Raw genomic sequence first — 19,640 nt, 5'->3', positions numbered from 1 at the left:
GGACCCGCGATGGATCGCCGTCATGCTGCGGGCCGGAACCCGGCACGGCTTTGATCTGACGCAAGCCGACGCGGATCCGCGAATAAGGCGAGCGCGGTCGCGTCCGCCTTGATCCAGCACAAGGCGCCGCGACGGTCCGGTGGGAGCCTTGCGAGGGCGCGGCAGCCGGAGCGGACGCGGGCATGACGACGGCATCGGCGACGGGCGCGACCGGGATCGCAGGGCCGACCCTCGCCGAATGGGGCCCGCGCCTGCGCCGCTGGCTGGCGGTCGTGCCGCTGGCGGGCCTCTGCGTCGGCCTGTCGGCGCAGGCGCTCGGCCAACCCGGCGCCGCGAACTGGGCCTGGACGCTGGCGACGCTGGCGATCCTGGCCGCGCTCGCCGCGCAGGTGGTTGCCGGCCTCGCGCGGGGCGATGTCGGACTCGACCTCGTCGCCCTGCTGTCGATGGGCGGGGCGCTCGCCCTGTCGCAGCCGCTGGCCGGCGTCGTCATCGCCCTCATGTACGCGGGCGGCCAGTCGCTGGAGGCCTACGCGGCCGGGCGCGCCGAGCGATCCATGACGGCTCTGATCGCGCGCCAGCCCTGCTCCGCCCTGCGGGAGGCGGACGGCAGGCTCACCGAGGTGCCGCTCGGGGCGCTGGCACCGGGAGACCGCGTCCTCGTGCGCGTCGGCGACGTCCTGCCGGTGGACGGCCGCGTCGCCGCGGGCCGCGCCGTGCTCGACCAGTCGAGCCTGACCGGCGAGGCGCTGCCCGTCGCCATCGAGCGGGGCGCGCCCGTGCTGAGCGGGTCGGTGAACGTCGGCGCGCCCTTCACGCTTCTCGCCGAGCGCGCCGCGGCCGACAGCACCTATGCGGGGATCGTCCGCCTCGTCGAGGCGGCCCGGTCCCGGAAGGCCCCGATGGCGCGCATGGCGGATCGCTACGGCCTCGCCTTTCTGGGCGTGACGCTCCTCATGGCCGGGGCCGCCTGGGTCGCGGCGGGCGACCCGTTGCGGGCCCTCGCGGTCCTGGTCGTCGCCACTCCGTGCCCGCTGATCCTGGCCGTGCCCGTCGCCCTGGTCTCCGGCCTCTCGCGCGCCGCGCGCATCGGCGTCCTCATCAAGGGCGGGGGCGCCCTGGAGACGCTGGCCGGAATCCGCGTACTGGTGGTGGACAAGACCGGCACCCTCACGCACGGCGCCGCCCGACTGGTCTCGGTGCGCACCCTACCCCCCTTCGAGGAGGTGGAGGCGCTGGGGCTTGCTGCCAGCCTCGAGCAGGCCTCCGGCCATCCGATGGCCCGCGCCCTGGTCTCCGAGGCGCGCGGGCGCGGCCTCGCGCTTTCCCGGCCGGAGGCGGTCGCCGAGATCCCCGGCGCGGGGGTCGCCGGCATCGTGGCGGGCCGGCGCGTCGTGGTCGGCGGACCGCGCCTCCTGCGCGAGCATGCCGGTGCCTTCCCGCGGATCGAGGAGGAGCGGGACGAACCCGCCGCCTCGGCGACGGTGCTGGTCGCCATCGACGGCAGCCCCGCCGCGATCCTCACGTTCGCCGACCCGCTGCGGCGGGACGGCGGCCGGTCGCTCGACGCTCTGCGCGCCTGCGGCGTCTCGCGTGTGGTGCTCGCGACGGGGGACCGGCGTGCCGTGGCGGAGGCACTGGCGGCCGGGCTTCGCATCGACGCCGTCGCGGCGGATCTCGATCCCGCGGACAAGACCGACATCGTGGCCGCCGAGCGGCGGAACGGCCCCGTGATGATGGTGGGCGACGGGGTCAACGACGCGCCCGCCCTGGCGGCCGCCGACCTCGGCGTCGCGCTCGGCGCCCGGGGCGCGGCGGCGGCGGCCGAGGCGGCGGACGTCGTCCTCCTGGTCGACAGCCTCGCGCCGCTGCCCGAGGCCATCCGGATCGCCCGGCGGGCCCGCGTCATCGCGGTCCAGAGCGTGGCGGCGGGGCTCGGGCTCTCGCTCGCCGGCATGACGGCGGCGGCGCTCGGCTACCTCTCGCCCATACAGGGCGCGCTGCTTCAGGAGGTGATCGACGTCGCGGTCGTCCTCAACGCCATGCGGGTCCTCGGCGGCACCGGGGCCGGCCCCGAGCCGTCGCCGCGGCCGGTCGGGGCCTGAGCCGGGCGGGCGGAGCGGCTTGCGATGGATCAAGGTGGACGGCCCCGGCCGAGCCTTAGGCTCCACCCGTCGGCCGCGACGCGCGACGGAGGTGGCCATGGATTACGCGAACGTCCTCGTGTCCGCCGATCTCGGCGAGGCGGCCCCGGACCGGATCAGGCTCGCCGCCGGCGTGGCGCGGCGGTTCGGGGCCATCCTCACGGGCGCGGCCGGCCACGCGGTGCCGACGCCCCTGCTGGTGCGCGACATCCAGGACGCCCTCGAGCAGGAGGAGCGCAACAGGGCGGAGGTGCGCGAGATCCTCGCGCGCGTGCGCCCGCTCTTCGAGAGCGGCGCGGGCGACGGGATCCGCACGGAGTGGTGCCCCGCCCTCGCCGGCCCGCTCACGCACCTCGTCGAGCAGGCGCGCGTCGCGGACCTCGTCGTCGTCGGGCGGCGCGGCGCGGAGGACGCGGATCCCGGTCCCCTCGGCGTCCCCCCGGGGCCGGTGCTGATGGAGGCCGGCCGGCCCGTCCTCGTCGTTCCGCCCCGCCTCGCCGGCCTGAAGGGGACGCGCGTCGTCGTCGCCTGGAAGGACGGTCCGGCGGCGCGGCGGGCGGTGTCGGCCGCCCTGCCCTTCCTGCGCGAGGCGGACCACGTCCTCGTAGTGAGCGTCGGCCCCGATGCCCACCGGGAGGGGGCGGAGGACGTCGCCGGGCATCTCGCCCGGCACGGCGCCCAGGTGACCACGCATCTCCTGCGGACCGCCATGCGCGAGAGCGACGAGATCCTCGACTTCGCCCTGCGGCAGGAGGCCGACCTCGTCGTGATGGGCGCCTACGGTCGTTCCCGCCTGCGCGAGTGGATCTTCGGCGGCGTCACGCGCGATTTCCTCGACCGCACGACCCTGTGCTGCCTGATGAGCCACTGAGCTGGCGCGTCCTCGGCGGGATGCTCGTGCGGGTGCCCCGGCGCGGGGGCTGGCGTCTCGTTCGCCGCGCGCCCGCCCTTCCGCCCATCGTGCCGCGCCCGCCCACCGCCGCGAACCTCACCGCCGACCGTCGGACGCTGCGTCGCCGAGGTCGGTCGGAGCGGCCGAGCCCGCCGCGGACGGCGGCGGATCCTGCATCGCGGGGCGCACCCTGCGAGGGCGCCCGCCGATCACTCGACGAAGCTCCAGCCCGCTTCCAGCGCGCGACGCTCCTCCGCGCTCAGCGGATCCGCCCAATCCATGCTGTTTGCCGGGCCGGTCTGCGCGCGGTCCGGCAGATCGGGGCGATCGAGGCCGGGTTTCGGGCGGGGCGACCGGCGCGGAAGGTTGCGCTTGCGCGCCGTCCGGGTGGCGGCGCCGGTTCTGGAGCGGGTTCGCTTGAGCATCGCCGACCTGCCAGGGCTCAATGGCTGAGGAAGAGGGGTGCGGGGCTGTCGTGCAGGAGGGCTCGTGTGACGCCTCCAAAGAGGAATTCGCGGACCCGGGCGTGATGGTAGGCGCCCATGACGATCATGTCGGCGCGCAGGCGGCCTGCCTGGGCGCGCAGGGTGTCGGCGACGTCGCCGGCGCGGGGCAGGTCGGTGACGGCGACGCGCACGCCGTGGCGGGCGAGGTGGGGGGCGAACTCGGCGCCGGGGAGGCTTGCGTGGATCTCGGCCTCGGTCGCGACGGCCACGATCTCGACGGCCTCGGCGGCGCGCAGGAAGGGCAGGGCGTCGTTGGCGGCGCGCGCGGCCTGGGCGCTGCCGTCCCAGGCCAGCAGGATGCGCCGGGCCGCGAAGGCCGTGTGGGCCGGCGGCACCACGATCACCGGGCGCCCGCTCTCGAGGATGGCGCCCTCGATCAGCATCCGGTGCGTGTCGAACGCGGACGGGTCGGCATCCAGGACCGTGAGGTCGTAGAGAGGCGCACGGGCGATGAGCCGGGCAAGGATTTCCGGGAAGCTGACGCTTGGCGCCTCGGTCGTGCAGACCACGCCCGCCTGGGCCGCGTCGCCCGCGGCGCGCACGGCGGTGGCGCGGGCCAGCGCGTCGAGGCGCCTGTTCCCGGCCTCAACGGCGCCGTCGTCGAAGCCGCCGCCCCATGGGTTGTCGAAGGTCAGGCGACGCGCGGCGGACTGGATCGTCAGGTGGGCCCCCGCCGCTTTCGCGAGCGTCAGCCCGAAGCCGATCGCGGCCGGGGATGTACCGCCCCGCTCTTCCTCGACGACGACGACCTGCACGTCGTGGATGTCGGCGAGCGCGGGTGATCGGTCCCGGGTCATGGCGCCTCTCCGCAGGAGCCGTTCCGCGCCGGCTCTCGACATCGAGGCTGCGCCCGCCGGGACGTACCGACATTGACCCAGCTCAAGGCGGCGGGCCGGGTCCGGGGCGAGTCCTGCGCCCGTGCCAGAAGTGCGGGCCCGGAGCATGCCGCGATCGATCCGAGACAGGCCCGCGGCGGGCCGGACGCCGGCCGGCCGCGCGGGGGGGCTGGCGCTCTTCGCGGCCGCCATGGTCGCCGGTGCTGCCGGCGCCCACCTGGCGGTCGCGGTCGCGCAGGGCGTCGGCGCCCGGCCGCCGCGCGCCGACACGCCCTATCGGGAGGCCGCGATCTTCGGAGACGCGCTGCACGCCGTGCTGTCGCGGGCCGCGGACCGGCGCGGCCCGGATCGCCTCGTCGAGGCGGCGCTCTCCGGAATGGTCGCCGCCCTGGACCCCTACGCGCGCTACCTGACCGCGGACGAGCTCTCCCGCCTGGGCGAGCAGAATGTCGGAGGCTATTCCGGGATCGGGGTCGAGATCGGGGCGGAGGGCAGAATCGAGCGCACGGTCCCCGGCACGCCCGCGGCGACCGCCGGCCTCACGGCCGGCACCGTCATCGAGCGGATCGACGGCAGCCCCGTCCGGCGACTCGGCGCCGCTGAGGTCGTCGGGCGCCTCCGCGGCGAGCCCGGGTCGCGCGTTCGCCTGCGGGTCGCCCGCCCGGGCGAGGCCACCGCCGCCGAGGTCACCCTGACGCGGGCGTGGCTGCCGCTCCACCCCGTCCGCATCCTTGCCCTCGATACGGTCGCCTACATCGCGCTCGATCATTTCGACGACCGCACGGGCGGGCGCCTGCTCACGGCGATCGCGCGTCTCAAGGCCGAGATCGGGCGCGACCGCCTCACCGGCTTCGTCCTGGACCTGCGCGGAAACCCGGGCGGCCTCGTCGTCCAGGCCGCGGCCGTCGCCGGAGCCTTCCTCGGGCGGGGCGAGATCGTGCGCCTCGTCGGACGCGGTCCCGGATCGGTCGAGCGGTTCGCCCTGGACGGGCCGGCGGGCGACCTGATCGGCGGCCTCCCGATGGTGGTGCTCGTCGATCGCGAGACCGCCTCCGCCGCCGAGATCGTCGCGGGCGCGCTTCAGGACCATCAGCGCGCCACCGTCGTCGGGACGCGCACCTACGGGAAGGGCGCCGTGCAATCGACCTTCGCGCATCCCGGCGGACGCGGATTACACATCACGACGGCCTGGGCCGTGAGGCCGTCCGGCCGGCGGATCGAGGGGCATGGCATCGAGCCCGACCACGTGGTCGCCGCCGAGGCGGCGGCCGGCCCGCGCGGGCGGGAGCCCGGCCCGGCCCGGCCCGGCTCATCGCGCCCGACCCGCGAGGACGGGCTGCGCGGCGGCGTCGTGCCGGATCTCGATCTGGATCCGGCGCGGGACCGGCAGCTTCGCGCCGCGCTCGAACGGATCCGGATCGCCGCCGTGGAGCGCCCATGACGCGCGCGGCCGCGCCCATGACGCGCGCGGCCGCGCCCATGACGCGCGCGGCCGCGCCCATGACGCGCCCGGTCGGCCCCGTGGTCCGGGGCGGGTTTGCGCTGGATCAAGGAGGGCGCCGGTGCGGCGTGTACCCCTTCGACGCCGCGTCGGAGACCTCCATGCCCGTACCAGCCGACGATCCCGACCTGCTCGACCCCTTCGGCGTCCTCCCCGCCATGGACGCGTGGTGCTGTCTGCTGAAGGCGGCACGGGAACTCGGGGACGCCGACGAGGAGATGCGGGAGACGTTGCTGGAGGCCGGCGCGGGGGGATCCCTGTCGGCCGCGAGGATCCAGGGCATCGAGGCGTTGATGCGCAGCCTCCATCTCGACCCCGACGCCGTCCGGCGGCGCGATCCGGCGACCATGCGGGATCTCGAAGCCGCCTGCTCAGCTTGCGCCGAGCGCCGGCGCTGCGAGGACGCGATCCGGGCCGGAACGGCTGCGGCCACCTATCCGGCCTTCTGCCCGAACGCCGCGCGCATCGATCGGCTGCGAGGGGCCTGAAGCGTGCCGCCCGGCTCCGTGCGGCGTCCCGGGGCGGCACCGTCACCGCGGGAGGACCCATGTATCCGAACGTGACGAGTCTCGTCCTGGCGGGCGCCTTCACGGCCGGCTGCGTGATCATCCACGCCCAGCGCGAGCGGGCGGACGAGATCGCCGTCGTCCTGGTCCTGGCGCTGATCGGTCTGGCGAACCTGCTCGGGGCGTCCCTGGCGTTCCGCATGGATCGACCCGCCGCCCTCGTCCCCGCTGCGGAGATCGCGATCCAGCATTCGCGCATCGACTGACCTGCCGCCGGGTCGCGCTGCGAAGACGGTTCGGCGCCCGCGGCGCCTCAGGTCGGCCCGGCCGAAGCCCTGCCGGCAGCGCCGGCCACGAGCAGGCTCAGCAGCGCCTCCAGGGCGAAGGGCTTCTCCACGAGGGGGACGCCGGCCGAGTGGGCGCGGGTCCGGATGCCGGGGTCCGGATGCCCGGTGATCAGGACAACCGGGACACCGGCATCGAGGCCCCGCAGGCGGGTGACGACCTCCAGGCCGTCCATGCCCTCCAACACGTGGTCGAGGAGCACGCAGGCGGGGCTGGGGCCGGGGAAGGCCGCCAGCAGCTCGGGGCCGCCGGAGAAGGTCTCGACGCGATGCCCCTCGCCCTCCAGCAGGAAGCGGGTGGAGTGCAGGACCGCCGGGTCGTCGTCCACGACATAGATGAGGTTCGAACGGTCTGGCAGCATGGCGTCGTCCGGCGGGCGCCGGGTCCGGGTGGCGTCGAGGGCCTCACCCTGCGGGACGCAGCGGGTCGGCCGCCTTGACCTGCCTCAAGTCCGCCTCAGGCGAGGCCGGCCAGGACGGCCCAGCGCACCAGTTCCTGCAGGCTTCCCGCCCGCGTCTTGGCCATCAGCTTGGCCCGGTAGATCTCGACGGTGCGCGGGCTGATGTCGAGCGTCCGCGCGATCTCCTTGCTGGTGGCGCCGCCGACCAGCTGGTCCAGGACCTGCCGCTCGCGCTCGCTCAGCGTCCCGACCCGCCTCACGAACTCGCGCAGGCCGGGGTCGGCGGTCTCGGTCGGGCCGCCGCGCTCGAGCGCGGAGCGGATCGCGTGCAGGAGGGCCTCGTCCTCGAACGGCTTCTCGATGAAGTCGCAGGCGCCGAGCTTCATCGCCTCCACGGCGAGCGGCACGTCACCGTGCCCGGTCATCATCACGACCGGCAGCCGGTGACCCGCCGACCGCAGGCGCCGGAGCAGTTCGAGCCCGTCGATCCCGGGCATGCGGATGTCGGTGAGCACGCATCCCGTCGCCGGCTTGGCGAGCCGGTCGAGCAGCTGCGCGCCGGCCTCGTAGAGCCGCACCTCGAAGCCCGTCGTGTCGAGCAGGAAGGCGACCGAGTCCCGCATGGCGGAATCGTCGTCCACCACGTGCACGAGGTTAGACGCCATGGCCCAGCTCTCCGTTCGGCACCGCCGGCAGCGTCAGCCGGAAGGTCGCCCCGCCGGCCTCGTTGCGCTCGACCCAGAGGCGCCCGCCATGCGCCTCCACGATGGTGCGGCAGATCGAGAGTCCGACGCCCATCCCGCTGACCTTCGTGGTCACGAAGGGCTGGAACAGCCGGTGCGCGACCTCGCCCGCGATGCCGGGCCCCGTATCCGAGACGGCGATCTCGACGGTCTCCGGCCCGGCGGGGCGGGCCGCCACGGTCAGCTCGCGCCGTCCGCCCTCCTGCATCGCCTCGCGGGCGTTGCGCATCAGGTTGATCAGAACCTGTTGAACCTGCACGCGGTCGGCGAGGACCGCGCCCGTGTTCGGAGCCAGCGCAACATGTGCGGTGATCCCCTGCTCGCGGGCGCCGACGAGGGCGAGCGCGCTCGCCTCCTCGATCAGCCGCGCGACCGGTTCGATCCGCTTCTCCGTCTCGCCGCGAGCGACGAACTCGCGGAGCCGCCGGATGATCTGGCCGGCCCGCAGCGCCTGCTCGGCGGCCTTGTCGAGGACCTCCATCACTTTGGCGATGGCTGCGGGGCTCGGATCGGCCAGGAGGCGGCGGCAGCCCTTGGTGTAGTTGGCGATCGCGCCGAGCGGCTGGTTCAGCTCGTGGGCGAGCGTCGAGGCCATCTCGCCCATCGCGCTGAGGCGGGAAACGTGGACGAGCTCGGCCTGGAGCTCCTGAAGCCGCGCCTGCGTGCGCTGGTGCTCGGTCAGGTCGTTGATGAAACCGGTGAAGAAGACCCGGTCCCCCGAGCGCATCTCGCCGATGGCGAGTTCCATCGGGAAGGTCGTGCCGTCCCGGCGCTGGCCCGTGACGACCCGGATGGTGCCGATGATGCGGCGCTCGCGCGTGCGGCGGTACCGGTCGAGATAGCCGTCGTGCTCGCCCCGCATCGGCTGCGGCATCAGCATGCTGACGTTGCACCCGGTCACCTCGGCGGCCGCGTAGCCGAAGAGGCGTTCGGCCGCAGCGCTGAACGAGTGGATGCGCCCCGCCTCATCGATCACCACCATGGCTTCGGGCACGGTGTCGAGGATCGATTGCAGGTGCGCCTCGCGGGCGCGCAGGTCCACCTCGGCCCGCTTCTGCTCGTCGATGCTGAGGACGACGCCGCGGTGCCGGAAAGGCCGACCCTGCGCATCGCGCTGCACCCGCCCGCGCGAGCGCAGCCAGGAATGCGACCCGTCGGGCCGGACGACCCGGTAATCGACCTCGTAGCTGCCGCCCTCCCGCAACGCCCGGTCGATAGCGTCCGCCCGCGCCTGGCGGTCGTCGGGATGCACCAGGGCCTGGGAGGCGGCGAACGTGGTGAGTTTCCGGGGCGATACGCCGAAGAGGCGGGCGCAGGTCGGCGAGACCGTGGCGCGGCCGGTCGGGATATCCAGCGACCACACGCAGACGCCCATCTCGTCGAGGGTCTGCCGGAGTTCGTCGAGGGTCGGCGTATCGGTGCGATCTGGTCCTATGTCGGACACATCAGCACTGTTCGTCATCGTACATCCCGAGACTACACCCCGGACCAGAGCTCCCCGGGTGACAACTTGTACATGTCGCAGCCCGGACACAAGACGGCGAAGGCTTCGGTCCACCCGCCGATACAGAGCCCCGCAGACGCGACACGACCTCGCGCAAGCCGCCTGGCAGGCCGCCTGGAAACGACGATCCGCCCTGAGCCACGGGCCCGCGAGAGCTGAGCCTCCGGACGTCCTCGATCGTTCGGCACGCCGAGACTTGAGCTGGATCAAGGCCGCCCGCCCCGGAGCGCCGAACCATGCGGCATCCGGATCGGAGACACCCCATGCCCACGACCACCGCAACCGCGCTCGCCGGCATCCGCGACGTCCTCGTCGGCACCACGGTCGAGGGGGAGCGGGAGCCGGCCTCGTCGGCCATCGGCTACGGTCTGACGCTGGCCAGGGCGGCCGGCGCCCACCTGACCGTCCAGTCCACCTCGTGGCGCCTCTCGGGGGACGACGCTTGGCTCGGGGACTTCGACGATGCGGGCATCGCCGTCATCGACCGGCGGCTCGACACGCTGGCCCGGTCGATCGCGGAGCGCGCGGCCGGCGACGCCGCGCAGGCGGGATTGATCTGCACGACCGAGACGCCGAGCCTGTCCTACCCGGACGTGGTGAGCCGGCTGGCCGAGCGGGCGCGGCTGCACGATCTGACGGTCCTCGACGCGGGGCCGCGGACCTACGACCTCGACCGGGAGACCATCGAGAAGGCTCTCCTCTTCAGCGGGCGTCCGGTGATCGCGGTGCCGCCGGCCCACACGGCCTTCGCAGCCCGGCGCATCCTGCTGGCCTGGGACGGCAGCGCCCACGCCGCGCGCGCCGCCAACGACGCCCTGCCCTTCCTGCGCGCCGCCGAGGCCGTCGAGATCGTGGCCGTCGCGACCGAGGCCGAGATCCACGCAAGCCTCCCCGGCGCCGAGTTCGCCCCCCACCTCGCCCGCCACGGCGTGCGCGTCGCCGTCACCGACCTGCCCCGCGCCGGCGACGTCGCCGACACCCTGCGCGCCCAGGCAGGCCGCCTGCGCGCCGACATGATCGTCATGGGCGCCTACCATCACGCCCGGGTCCGCGAATTCTTCTTCGGAGGCGTCACACGAGCCCTCCTGCGCAACAGCCCCGCACCTCTCTTCCTCAGCCACTGAGCGCTCCCGCGCGGCGGGGGCGCCGACCCCGGCGGGCCGGTTGAACATTCCCGGAGGCTTGAATGGGCACGCGCATCTTTCGCGACCGCGCGGAGGCGGGGCGCGAACTCGCAAGCCATCTCGCGGGCTACGCCGGACGCCGGGACGTCGTCGTCCTGGCGCTTCCCCGCGGCGGGGTCCCGGTGGCGGCCGAGGTGGCGCGGGCCCTCGCCGCGCCCCTCGACGTCTTCGTCGTGCGCAAGCTCGGCGTCCCGGGGCACGAGGAGCTCGCGATGGGTGCGATCGCGACCGGCGGCGTGCGCGTCCTCAACGACGAGGTCGTCGCTTCCCTCAAGATCCCGCCCTACCTGATCGAGCGTGTCGCCGCGCAGGAGCGCGAGGAGCTGGATCGCCGCGAGCGGCTCTACCGGGGCGGCCGTCCGCCCGCGGAGGTCCGGGGCCGCGCGATCATCCTCGTTGACGACGGGCTGGCCACCGGCGCCACGATGCAGGCCGCGATCCGGGCAATCCGGAAGCGCGGGCCGGGGCGGATCGTCGTGGCCGTGCCGACCGCCGCGCGCAGCACCGCCGCGCGCCTGGAGAGCGAGGCCGACGAGGTGGTCTGCGCCGTTCGGCCGGAGCCCTTCTGGGCGGTGGGAGCCTCCTACGAGGATTTCGAGCAGACGAGCGACGACGAGGTGCGGCGCCTGCTCGGGCGTGCCCAGGCGCCCGCCCCCGACCTTGAGGCTGGGGCGGCGACCGACGCGGCCCTCGTCGCACGCCTGAAGGCGTGCGCGACCCGCCTGGACGGGTCGGCGGGCGACTACGATCCGCTCCTCGGCCTGATCGGCGAGGCCCGGTTCGTTCTGCTGGGGGAGGCGTCGCACGGCACGCACGAGTTCTATAGCGAGCGGGCCGCGATCACCGCGCGCCTGATCCGGGAGAAACGCTTCACGGCGGTGGCGATCGAGGCCGACTGGCCCGATGCGTGGCGGGTGAACCGCTATGTCCGCGGCGACAGCGACGATCTCGATGCGACCGAGGCGCTGGCCGGCTTCCGCCGCTTCCCGACCTGGATGTGGCGCAACACGGAGATGGTCGCGTTCGTCGAGTGGCTGCGCACGTACAATCGGGATTTGCCGGCCTCCGAGCCCAAGGTCGGCCTCTACGGCATCGACCTGTACAGCCTGCGCGCTTCGATGAAGGCGGTGATCCGCTGTCTCGCGGCCGTGGATCCGGCGGCGGCCGAGGCGGCGCGCACCCGCTACGCCTGCTTCGACCGGTTCGGCGAGAGCGGCCAGGTCTACGGCTTCATGACCGGCCTGAAGGGCGTCGGCTCCTGTCAGGAACCGGCGATGGCCCAGCTGCTCGCCCTGCAGCGGCGCATGGCGGACACCCTGTCGTGGAGCGGAAGCACCGACCGGGAGGAGCTGTTCAACGCCGAGCAGAACGCGCGCGTCGTCCGGAGCGCCGAGGCCTACTACCGCACGATGTTCCTCGCCGAGGTCTCCTCCTGGAACCTACGCGACCGCCACATGGCCGACAGCCTGGAGGCGCTGATCGCGCATCCGGAGCGGCGGGGGGAGCCTGCGAAGGTCGCCGTCTGGGCGCACAACTCGCATCTCGGCGACGCCCGCGCGACGCAGATGGGCGCGCGCGGCGAACTCAACCTCGGGCAGCTCATGCGCGAGCGCCACGGCGCCGCGGTCTTCAACGTCGGCTTCACCACCTTCTCCGGCACCGTGACGGCGGCCTCGGACTGGGACGCGCCGGCCGAGCGCAAGCGCGTCCGGCCCGCCCTGCCGGACAGCTACGAGGCGCTCTTTCACGCGCTCGGCCCCGGCCGCTTCTTCCTGTCGCTGGCCCCGGGCAGCGAGGCGGCGCGGCTGCTCGGGGCGGCGCGCGGCGAGCGGGCGATCGGGGTCATCTACCGTCCGGACACCGAACGGCGGAGCCACTACTTCGAGGCGCGCCTGCCCGAGCAATTCGACGCGATCCTGCACTTCGACGAGACGCGCGCGGTGACGCCCCTTGAGCGCACGGCCGGTTGGGAGGCGGGCGAGGTTCCGGAGACCTTCCCGGTCGGCCTGTAGGGCCGAAGCGCACCGCCGGCACCACGCTGACGAGGAGGCTGAGGTGAGTTCCCTGGACGTCCCCGGCGAGCAAGAGGTGACGATACCGGCCGGCAGCGCGACCCTGGCCGCTACGCTCCGCGCCCCCCTCGGAGCACGCGCCGTCGTGCTGTTCGCGCACGGCTCCGGCAGCGGTCGCTTCAGCCCGCGCAACCGGAGCGTCGCGCAGATGCTGAACGCGGCAGGATTCGTCACCGTCCTGGCCGACCTGCTGACTGCAGCGGAGGAGACGATCGACCGCCGGACCTGCCATCTGCGCTTCGACATCGCGCTCCTGGCCGTGCGGCTCGGTGCCGTCGCCGAATGGGTCCAGCGCCGGCCGGAGCTGGGCGCCTTGCCGCGGGGCTATTTCGGGGCCAGCACTGGCGCGGCGGCCGCCCTCTTCGCGGCGGCCGCGCACCCGGACGCGGTCGGCGCCGTCGTGTCGCGCGGCGGCCGTCCCGATCTGGCAGCCTCCGCCCTGCCCCTGGTCCGCGCCCCGACGCTCCTGCTCGTCGGCAGCCGCGATACCGAGGTGCTGGACCTGAACGAGCGGGCCATGGCCCGGCTGACCTGCCTGAAGCGGCTGGTCGTGGTGGGCGGGGCCTCGCACCTGTTCGGAGAGCCGGGCGCGCTCGAGGCGGTCGCGCGGGCTGCGGCCGACTGGTTCGGCCAGCACCTGCACGCCCCGGACCGCTGACGGGCGCGTCCCCCTGCGGCGTGGCCCGGGCATCGCCGTTGAGCCAGATCAACGCGCGCCGTCGCCCCGCGCCCGCAGGCTGAGGCCCGACCGGCATGGGCCGGGACCGCGCCGCGAGGAGCAGCCGTGAGCACCGACGTCACGCTCGGGAGCGAGGTAGGGGACGGTGGGCCGGATGCGCCGCCGCGGACGGCCGCGGTCCTTCTCGGCGAGATCCGGGCGCTGCTCGCGGAACTGCATCCGCAGGCGCGCGCGGTGCCCCCTGTCGATCTGCGCAGCGATCTCGCGCGCGATCTCGCCCTCGACAGCCTCGGCCGCGCGGAGCTCCTGCTCCGGTTGGCGCGCACCTTCGGGGTCGCGCTGCCGGACCGGCTGATCGGCGAGGCCGCGACTCCGGGCGACCTCCTCGCGGCGATCGTGGCCGCCGGGCCGGCGAGGGAGCCCGAACCGCGTCCCGGGCCGGGGGCGCCCCTTCCGCCGGCCGAGGAACCCCTGCAGGCCGCGACGCTGCTCGACGTCCTCGCCTTCCACGTCGCTCTGCACCCCGACCGGCCGCACCTGCGCCTCTGCTTCCAGCCCGGCCCCGAGAGCGATCAGGAGACGGTTCTGACCTACGCGGATCTCGACGGGCAGGCGCGCGCCCTCGCAGCCGGCTTCCGGGCGCACGGGTTGCGCGCCGGTGACCGCGTCGCGCTCATGCTGCCGACCGGCAGCGCCTTCTTCGCGGCCTTCCTGGGAACCCTGATGGCCGGCGGGGTGCCGGTGCCGCTCTACCCGCCCGTCCGGCGCAGCCAGATCGCGGACCATCTGGAGCGGCAGGTGCACATCCTGGCCAACGCCGAGCCCCGGATCCTCGTGGCGGACGGCGAGATACAGACCTTCGCCGACAGGCTGCGCGAGCGCGTGCCGGCCCTGAGCGCGGTCGCGACGCCGGAGGAACTCGCGGGCGGCGCGCCGCTCGCCCGGGCGGCGGCCACGACGGCCGCGAGCCCGGCCCTGATCCAGTATACCTCCGGCAGCACGGGCGACCCGAAGGGCGTGGTCCTCTCCCATGCCAACCTGCTCGCCAACATCCGTGCCATGGGCGGCGCGCTCGGCGCCTCGTCGGCCGACGTCGTAGTGAGCTGGCTGCCGCTCTACCACGACATGGGGCTGATCGGCTGCTGGCTCGGGAGCTTCTACTACGGCGCGCCCGCGGTGATCCTGCCGCCCCTGGCCTTCCTGGCGGATCCGGGACGCTGGTTCCGCGCGATCCACCGCTACCGCGGCACGATCTCGGCCGCACCGAACTTCGCCTACGAACTCAGCCTCAAGGCCCTGCGCGAGGACGATCTCGCCGGCCTCGACCTCGGATCGCTGCGCGTGCTCACCAACGGGGCCGAGCCCGTCCGTGCCGACACGCTGGAGCGCTTCGCGCGGCGCTTCGCCGCCGCGGGCCTGCGGCCGACGGCGCTCGCCCCGGTCTACGGGCTCGCCGAATGCGCCGTCGGCCTCGCCTTCCCGCCGCTCGGCCGCGGCCCGCTCATCGACCGGATCGACCGGGACGCGCTCGCGCGCGACGGCGCCGCCCGCCGCGCCGGCCCGGCCACCGCTCACCCGATGGACGTCGTCGCCTGCGGGCGGCCGCTGCCCGGCCACCAGATCCGCATCGTCGACGAGGCCGGGCGGGAGGTGCCCGAGCGAGTCGAGGGGCGCCTGCAGTTCAAGGGCCCCTCCGCGACGGCCGGGTACTTCCGCAGCCCGGAGAAGACCCGCGCCCTGTTCGACGGGGACTGGCTCGACAGCGGCGACCTCGCCTACGTCGCGGCCGGCGACGTCTACGTCACCGGCCGCACCAAGGACGTCATCATCCGGGCCGGCCGCAAGATCCATCCGCAGGGGATCGAGGCGATCGCCGAAGCGGTCCCGGGGGCTCGCCGGGGCTGCGTCGCCGCCTTCGCGAGCCCGGATCCCGAGACGGGCACCGAGCGCCTCGTCCTCGCGGTCGAGACCCGGCTGACCGATCCGGCCGCGCGGGCCGCGCTGCGGCGCGCGATCGAGGCCGCACTCGCCGCGGCGCTCGAACAGCCGCCGGACGCGATCCTGCTGTGTCCGCCCCACACCGTGCCCAAGACCTCCAGCGGTAAGATCCGGCGCGCGGCGGCCCGTGCCCGTTACGAGGCGGGCGAGCTCACGGGGCCGGCGCCCGAGGGCGGCACGTTCCGGTTGCAGCTCCTGCGCGCCGCCGCCGCGGGCCGGCTCCACCGCACCGTCCGCCGCGCCGCCACGTGGGCCTACGCCGCTTGGTGGTGGCTGCTCCTCCTCGTCCTCGGCGCGCCGGTCTGGGCACTCGTCCTGGCGCTGCCCCGGCGGAGCTGGCGCCACGCCGTTCTAAGGGCCGCCGCCCGGACCTTCCTGCGGCTGAGCGGCACGCGCCTGAGCGTGACCGGCGCGCCGCTCGAACCGCAGGGCGCCGCGGTCGTCGTGGCGAACCACCAGAGCTATCTCGACGGCCTGGTCCTCGCCGCCTCTCTCCCAGGATCTCCCGTCTTTCTGGCCAAGCAGGAACTCGCCGGGCAGCGCGTGGCCGGCCCCTTCCTGCGCCGGCTCGGGACCGTGTTCGTCCACCGCGACGAGGCGACCGGCGTCTCGGACGCCGCGGCGCTGTGCGACAGGATCCGCGCGGGCGAGCGGCTCATCGCGTTCCCGGAGGGCACCTTCACCCGGAGCCCTGGCCTCCTCCCGTTCCACCTCGGCGCCTTCCAGGCCGCCTGCCGGGCCCGCGTTCCGGTCCTGCCGCTCACGCTCTCGGGCACGCGCTCGATCCTGCGGGCCGACCAGTGGTTCCCGCGCCGCGGCGCCGTCGGCCTCCATGTCGGGGCGCCGCTCGTCCCTGCGGGCGAGGACTTCCACGCCGCGCTGCGCCTGCGCGACGCCGCCCGCGCGGCGATCCTGGCGCGGAGCGGCGAGCCCGATCTGGCGGACGAGGTGCCGACCCGGCTGCCCGCCTCCGCGGCCTGATTCCAGACGGTGGCCGACCTCATGCGCGCACTTTCCCTCGAGACCACGGCCGAGCCGGTCCGGTTCGCCCGCGACACGATCCCGGGGCTCCTGCGGGAGCAAGCGAGCCGGCGCCCGGCGATGCCGGCCTACGTCGCCTACGATGGCGAGGCGGGTGATTTCGTGTCGTGGAGCTGGGACGAGGTGGCGGAGCGCGTGGAGGAACGGCGCGCGGCCCTCGCGTCTGAGGGCTTGAGCCCCGGCGACCGGATCGCGCTGTGGTTGCCCAACGGCCTCGAATGGGTGTGCTTCGATCAGGCCGCCCTGGCGCTCGGCCTCGTCGTCGTCCCGCTCTTTACCCGGGACTCGCCCGCGAGCCTGCGCGCGATCCTGGCCGATTCGGGTGCAATCCTCGTCCTCGTGCAGGGTGCCGACGACTGGCGGAGCCTCGGACCCGCGGCGGCGCCCCTGGTCCGGCGCGTGATCGCCGTCGATGCGCCCGCCGCGCCCGAGCCCGGTATCGTGCGGGGCCTCGGCGAGTGGCTCGCCGCGCGCGGGCCCGCCACACGCCCGCCCGCACCGTCCGATCCCGACGCGCTCGCGACGATCGTCTACACCTCGGGGACGACCGGACGGCCGAAGGGCGTGATGCTGACCCAGCGCGCTCTCCTCGGCGTGGCCCGGGCCGTGCTGGAGCGCAACCCCGGCACCGAGGAGGACGTGTTCCTCTCCTACCTGCCGCTCGCCCACATCTTCGAGCGCGTCGTCGGCTGCTACCTGCCGCTCGTCCTGGGCGCCCGGGTCGTGTTCGCGCGATCGGTCGAGCAGGTCCGAGAGGATCTGCTGGCCGCCCGGCCGACCGTCCTCCTGGTGGTGCCGAGCCTGCTCGACCGCCTCCACGAGACCGTGCTGGCCGCGGCCCGGCGCAGCCCGATCAGGCGGCGGCTTCTGAACCTGACGCTCGCGCGCGGCTGGCAGGTCTTCCGGGCGGCGCGGAGCGGACACCCGGTCGGCCTCTTCGACGCCCTGCTCTGGCCGCTGCTGCGCCGGGTCGTCGCGCGGCCGATCCTCGCCTCCTTTGGCGGGCGGATCCGGCTCGCGGTCTCGGGCGGAGCGCCGCTCCCCGCGCGGACGGCGCGCTTCTGCCTCGGCCTCGGCTTCCCGCTGGTCGAAGGCTACGGGCTGACCGAGGCCGCCTCGGCGGTGACGGGGTTCAGCCTCGGCACGACGATGCCCGGCTCCGTCGGCCCGCCGCTGCCGGGCGTGGCGCTGCGTATCGGGGAGGCGGGCGAGATCCTGGTGCGCTCGCCGGGCGTGATGCTCGGCTACTGGAGACGTCCGGAGGCGAGCGCCGAGGCCCTTCGCGACGGCTGGCTCCACACCGGGGACCGCGGCGCGTTGCGCGGCGGCCGCCTCGTCGTCCGCGGCCGCCTGAAGGACGGCATCGTCCTCTCGACGGGCGAGAAGATCTGGCCCGACGCGATCGAGGCGGCCATCCGGGCGGATCCCCTCTTCGGGCAGGTCCTGCTCGTGGGCGACGGCCAGCCGCGCGCAACGGCGCTGGCGGTGGTCGCGCCGGAGGTCTGGCGGCCGCTGGCACGAGCGCTCGGGCTGGATCCGTGGGATGCCGCCGCGCTCGACAGCGTGCGGGCGCGCCGCGCCGCGCTCGCCCGCATCGATACCGCCCTGCGCCCGTTTCCGCCGGCCGCCCAGGTCGGCGCCGTCCGCCTGCTCGCGGAACCGTGGACGATCGGGAACGGTCTCGTCACGCCGACCCGGAAGCTTCGCCGCGCGGCCGTGCTCGGGCGCTGCGCCGCCGAGGTCGCGGCGATGCGCGCGGAGCTGCGGGACGGCCTCCGCTGAGCGGGCGGGCAGGGCGATCTCTTGATTCAGCGCAAGGTCCCGGCACCGCGCCGGGTGCTCTTCTGATCCGGGGCGCGGGTCCCTCCCGCCACCCTGGATGGAGACGAGTCATGAACCTTCGCAGCCTGCTCGCCCTCGGAGACCGCGCTCCGGAGGCACCCGCGACGCCGACGCTGTTCCCCCTCCAGCGGGAGATCGAGCGCATGGTCGGTGACATCCGCTTCGGCATGCCGGGGCTGTTCCAGGGGCCGCCGATCCCCCGCATGGACGTCGTCGAGAAGGACGGCCACATCGAGGTCACCGCCGAGCTGCCCGGCCTGGAGCGCGACGACGTCAGGATCGAGCTGGCCGACGACATGCTCCTGATCAGCGGCGAGAAGCGCCAGGAGACGGAGGAGACCAAGGGCGCGCGCAAGGTGGTGGAGCGCTCCTACGGCGCCTTCTCCCGTGCCCTGGAACTGCCGGCCGGCACGAAGTCCGAGGACATCGAGGCCAGCATGGACAAGGGTGTTCTCAAGCTGAAGCTTCCGCGGCCGAGCCTGAAGCAGCCCGAGCCCCAACGCATCGCGATCAAGGCTGGCTGACGGCAAGCCCGCTGCCAGGGACCCCGCAACTTCGGGAGCCGGGCCGGCGACCGCGCATCGCGTGCGGGGCGGCGTCGTCGCGCTGACGCCCGGAGACCCTTCGGCAGGTGGGTACCGCACGCTTCTCCGAAGCCTGCCCGCGACCGGTCTGGCCGGCGCGACCATCGTGCGAGAGCGCGAGCACGGCACCCGCGACCACCGGCCGGCGATGCGGCCGCGCGACGGTGGGACGGGACTACGCTCCGGGCGGTCGCTTCCGCACGCCGCGGCACCACGGGCGCGGCACGGGTGCGGACCGGACCCGCACGTGGTCGCGACAGGACTTGTTCCCTCGTGCGAGGTGCGTCCTGGCACGTCGCGCTGCGAGATAGGAGCCTATATTGAAATCAATCGAGCGATACGGACCGTAGAGAGCCGATCGCCAAGGTTTCAGGAGAAAAATACCGTCATGAAGACTCGTATCGCTGCCGCTTTTGCCGCTCTGATGCTCGGCATTGCTGCCCCGGCCTCGTCCGCGCTGGCCTTCCCCTACGACGCACCGCGCGGCCACTACACCGGCTTCGCCTCCGAGGGGGTGGAGACGACGGGCGCGATCGGCTTCTTCGGCAGCCGCAACCCGGCCACCTGCCCGATGAGCTCGGCGGCCGAGGGCAACGCCAACCAGCAGAACTTCCCGGTCAAGCAGTACGGCCAGACCGCGGGCGGGAACCGCTGCTGAGGGGAACACGGCATGCAGACGATGATGAAGGCCTTCTCGTACGGCATGATCGGCGCATTCGTCGCCGGTCTCGGCCTGACCCTCTGGGGCTCGGCCGGCGTCCTCGCCGGCCTCTGAGCCGCCCCGGGCTCTCGGCGCATCCGGACAGGGGCCGCCCCCGGGCGGCCCCTTCGCGTGCGCGGCTCCAGGATCGCCCCAGTCCGGG

17 protein-coding genes are annotated in these 19,640 nt (G+C 74.5%); 12 read left to right on the top strand and 5 right to left on the bottom strand.

What is annotated here, in order from left to right:
• The first annotated feature begins 182 nt into the window (after positions 1–182).
• Together MFF56_RS03575 and MFF56_RS03570 are read left to right on the top strand one after the other, a co-directional pair.
• A complete protein-coding gene (locus tag MFF56_RS03575; RefSeq protein WP_066923562.1) occupies positions 183–2,105 on the top strand; it encodes a heavy metal translocating P-type ATPase in 1,923 nt (640 codons plus the stop codon).
• 97 nt (positions 2,106–2,202) lie between these two features.
• Positions 2,203–3,015 (top strand): universal stress protein, encoded by an 813-nt coding sequence (locus MFF56_RS03570; protein ID WP_066923565.1) that lies wholly within the window; start codon positions 2,203–2,205, stop codon positions 3,013–3,015.
• A 230-nt stretch (positions 3,016–3,245) separates the two neighbouring features.
• Here the strand turns inward: MFF56_RS03570 and MFF56_RS03565 are convergent, their stop codons facing one another.
• Entirely contained in the window at positions 3,246–3,461 is a 216-nt protein-coding gene (locus MFF56_RS03565; protein ID WP_066923568.1) for a hypothetical protein, read from the bottom strand.
• Positions 3,462–3,478: 17 nt separating this feature from the next.
• Positions 3,479–4,339, bottom strand: coding sequence for a universal stress protein (locus tag MFF56_RS03560; RefSeq protein ID WP_238229479.1), 861 nt, complete (start codon positions 4,337–4,339; stop codon positions 3,479–3,481).
• Between the two features lie 145 nt (positions 4,340–4,484).
• Here MFF56_RS03560 and MFF56_RS03555 point away from each other — a divergent pair, with 145 nt between their 5' ends.
• The 3 genes from MFF56_RS03555 (at position 4,485) to MFF56_RS03545 (ending at position 6,651) form a co-directional block, all read left to right on the top strand.
• Positions 4,485–5,819, top strand: coding sequence for a S41 family peptidase (locus tag MFF56_RS03555; protein WP_082773028.1), 1,335 nt, complete (start codon positions 4,485–4,487; stop codon positions 5,817–5,819).
• 161 nt (positions 5,820–5,980) lie between these two features.
• Positions 5,981–6,367, top strand: coding sequence for a DUF6455 family protein (locus MFF56_RS03550; protein WP_066922088.1), 387 nt, complete (start codon positions 5,981–5,983; stop codon positions 6,365–6,367).
• Positions 6,368–6,426: 59 nt separating this feature from the next.
• On the top strand, positions 6,427–6,651 hold the full coding sequence (locus MFF56_RS03545; RefSeq protein ID WP_066922085.1) for a hypothetical protein: 225 nt from the start codon (positions 6,427–6,429) through the stop codon (positions 6,649–6,651).
• Between the two features lie 47 nt (positions 6,652–6,698).
• On the opposite strand, the gene MFF56_RS03540 is transcribed toward MFF56_RS03545, so the two are convergent.
• The 3 genes from MFF56_RS03540 to MFF56_RS03530 all read right to left on the bottom strand — a co-directional run bounded on the left by MFF56_RS03540 (position 6,699) and on the right by MFF56_RS03530 (position 9,335).
• A complete protein-coding gene (locus tag MFF56_RS03540; RefSeq protein WP_238229478.1) occupies positions 6,699–7,091 on the bottom strand; it encodes a response regulator transcription factor in 393 nt (130 codons plus the stop codon).
• Positions 7,092–7,186: 95 nt separating this feature from the next.
• Positions 7,187–7,795 carry a response regulator FixJ gene (gene fixJ / locus MFF56_RS03535; protein ID WP_066923787.1) on the bottom strand — a complete coding sequence of 203 codons (609 nt, stop codon included), beginning with the start codon at positions 7,793–7,795 and terminating at the stop codon, positions 7,187–7,189.
• Positions 7,785–9,335, bottom strand: a complete 1,551-nt coding sequence (locus tag MFF56_RS03530) for a PAS domain-containing sensor histidine kinase (protein ID WP_066923789.1) — start codon at positions 9,333–9,335, stop codon at positions 7,785–7,787. The genes fixJ and MFF56_RS03530 overlap by 11 nt, the downstream gene beginning before the upstream one ends.
• Positions 9,336–9,640: 305 nt before the next feature.
• Here MFF56_RS03530 and MFF56_RS03525 point away from each other — a divergent pair, with 305 nt between their 5' ends.
• The 7 genes from MFF56_RS03525 (at position 9,641) to MFF56_RS03495 (ending at position 19,435) form a co-directional block, all read left to right on the top strand.
• Positions 9,641–10,501 carry a universal stress protein gene (locus MFF56_RS03525; protein ID WP_238229477.1) on the top strand — a complete coding sequence of 287 codons (861 nt, stop codon included), beginning with the start codon at positions 9,641–9,643 and terminating at the stop codon, positions 10,499–10,501.
• Between the two features lie 62 nt (positions 10,502–10,563).
• Entirely contained in the window at positions 10,564–12,573 is a 2,010-nt protein-coding gene (locus MFF56_RS03520; RefSeq protein WP_066919953.1) for an erythromycin esterase family protein, read from the top strand.
• Between the two features lie 43 nt (positions 12,574–12,616).
• Positions 12,617–13,291, top strand: a complete 675-nt coding sequence (locus MFF56_RS03515; protein WP_238229476.1) for a dienelactone hydrolase family protein — start codon at positions 12,617–12,619, stop codon at positions 13,289–13,291.
• Between the two features lie 126 nt (positions 13,292–13,417).
• Entirely contained in the window at positions 13,418–16,291 is a 2,874-nt protein-coding gene (locus MFF56_RS03510; RefSeq protein ID WP_082773276.1) for an AMP-binding protein, read from the top strand.
• 21 nt (positions 16,292–16,312) lie between these two features.
• Complete coding sequence (locus MFF56_RS03505; RefSeq protein WP_238229475.1) at positions 16,313–18,133, top strand: AMP-dependent synthetase/ligase; 1,821 nt, start codon at positions 16,313–16,315, stop codon at positions 18,131–18,133.
• Positions 18,134–18,243: 110 nt separating this feature from the next.
• Positions 18,244–18,717 (top strand): Hsp20/alpha crystallin family protein, encoded by a 474-nt coding sequence (locus MFF56_RS03500; protein WP_066926916.1) that lies wholly within the window; start codon positions 18,244–18,246, stop codon positions 18,715–18,717.
• A 448-nt stretch (positions 18,718–19,165) separates the two neighbouring features.
• Complete coding sequence (locus tag MFF56_RS03495) at positions 19,166–19,435, top strand: hypothetical protein (RefSeq protein WP_238229474.1); 270 nt, start codon at positions 19,166–19,168, stop codon at positions 19,433–19,435.
• Positions 19,436–19,640: the final 205 nt, after the last annotated feature.

Origin of the sequence: Methylobacterium hispanicum, from assembly GCF_022179285.1 — a bacterium.
Taxonomy (GTDB): Bacteria; Pseudomonadota; Alphaproteobacteria; order Rhizobiales; family Beijerinckiaceae; genus Methylobacterium; species Methylobacterium hispanicum.
Note: the sequence above shows the minus strand (reverse complement) of the source record. Positions and strands in the feature narration are given on the sequence as shown.

Excerpts from the sequence above, each read along its gene's own strand:
- MFF56_RS03540 (WP_238229478.1), bottom strand. The coding sequence starts at position 7,091 with ATGCTGCCAGACCGTTCGAACCTCATCTATGTCGTGGACGACGACCCG.
- fixJ (WP_066923787.1), bottom strand. The coding sequence starts at position 7,795 with ATGGCGTCTAACCTCGTGCACGTGGTGGACGACGATTCCGCCATGCGG.
- MFF56_RS03495 (WP_238229474.1), top strand. The coding sequence starts at position 19,166 with ATGAAGACTCGTATCGCTGCCGCTTTTGCCGCTCTGATGCTCGGCATT.
- MFF56_RS03555 (WP_082773028.1), top strand. The coding sequence starts at position 4,485 with ATGCCGCGATCGATCCGAGACAGGCCCGCGGCGGGCCGGACGCCGGCC.
- MFF56_RS03550 (WP_066922088.1), top strand. The coding sequence starts at position 5,981 with ATGCCCGTACCAGCCGACGATCCCGACCTGCTCGACCCCTTCGGCGTC.
- MFF56_RS03500 (WP_066926916.1), top strand. The coding sequence starts at position 18,244 with ATGAACCTTCGCAGCCTGCTCGCCCTCGGAGACCGCGCTCCGGAGGCA.
- MFF56_RS03570 (WP_066923565.1), top strand. The coding sequence starts at position 2,203 with ATGGATTACGCGAACGTCCTCGTGTCCGCCGATCTCGGCGAGGCGGCC.
- MFF56_RS03575 (WP_066923562.1), top strand. The coding sequence starts at position 183 with ATGACGACGGCATCGGCGACGGGCGCGACCGGGATCGCAGGGCCGACC.
- MFF56_RS03560 (WP_238229479.1), bottom strand. The coding sequence starts at position 4,339 with ATGACCCGGGACCGATCACCCGCGCTCGCCGACATCCACGACGTGCAG.
- MFF56_RS03545 (WP_066922085.1), top strand. The coding sequence starts at position 6,427 with ATGTATCCGAACGTGACGAGTCTCGTCCTGGCGGGCGCCTTCACGGCC.
- MFF56_RS03530 (WP_066923789.1), bottom strand. The coding sequence starts at position 9,335 with ATGACGAACAGTGCTGATGTGTCCGACATAGGACCAGATCGCACCGAT.
- MFF56_RS03505 (WP_238229475.1), top strand. The coding sequence starts at position 16,313 with ATGCGCGCACTTTCCCTCGAGACCACGGCCGAGCCGGTCCGGTTCGCC.
- MFF56_RS03520 (WP_066919953.1), top strand. The coding sequence starts at position 10,564 with ATGGGCACGCGCATCTTTCGCGACCGCGCGGAGGCGGGGCGCGAACTC.
- MFF56_RS03525 (WP_238229477.1), top strand. The coding sequence starts at position 9,641 with ATGCCCACGACCACCGCAACCGCGCTCGCCGGCATCCGCGACGTCCTC.
- MFF56_RS03565 (WP_066923568.1), bottom strand. The coding sequence starts at position 3,461 with ATGCTCAAGCGAACCCGCTCCAGAACCGGCGCCGCCACCCGGACGGCG.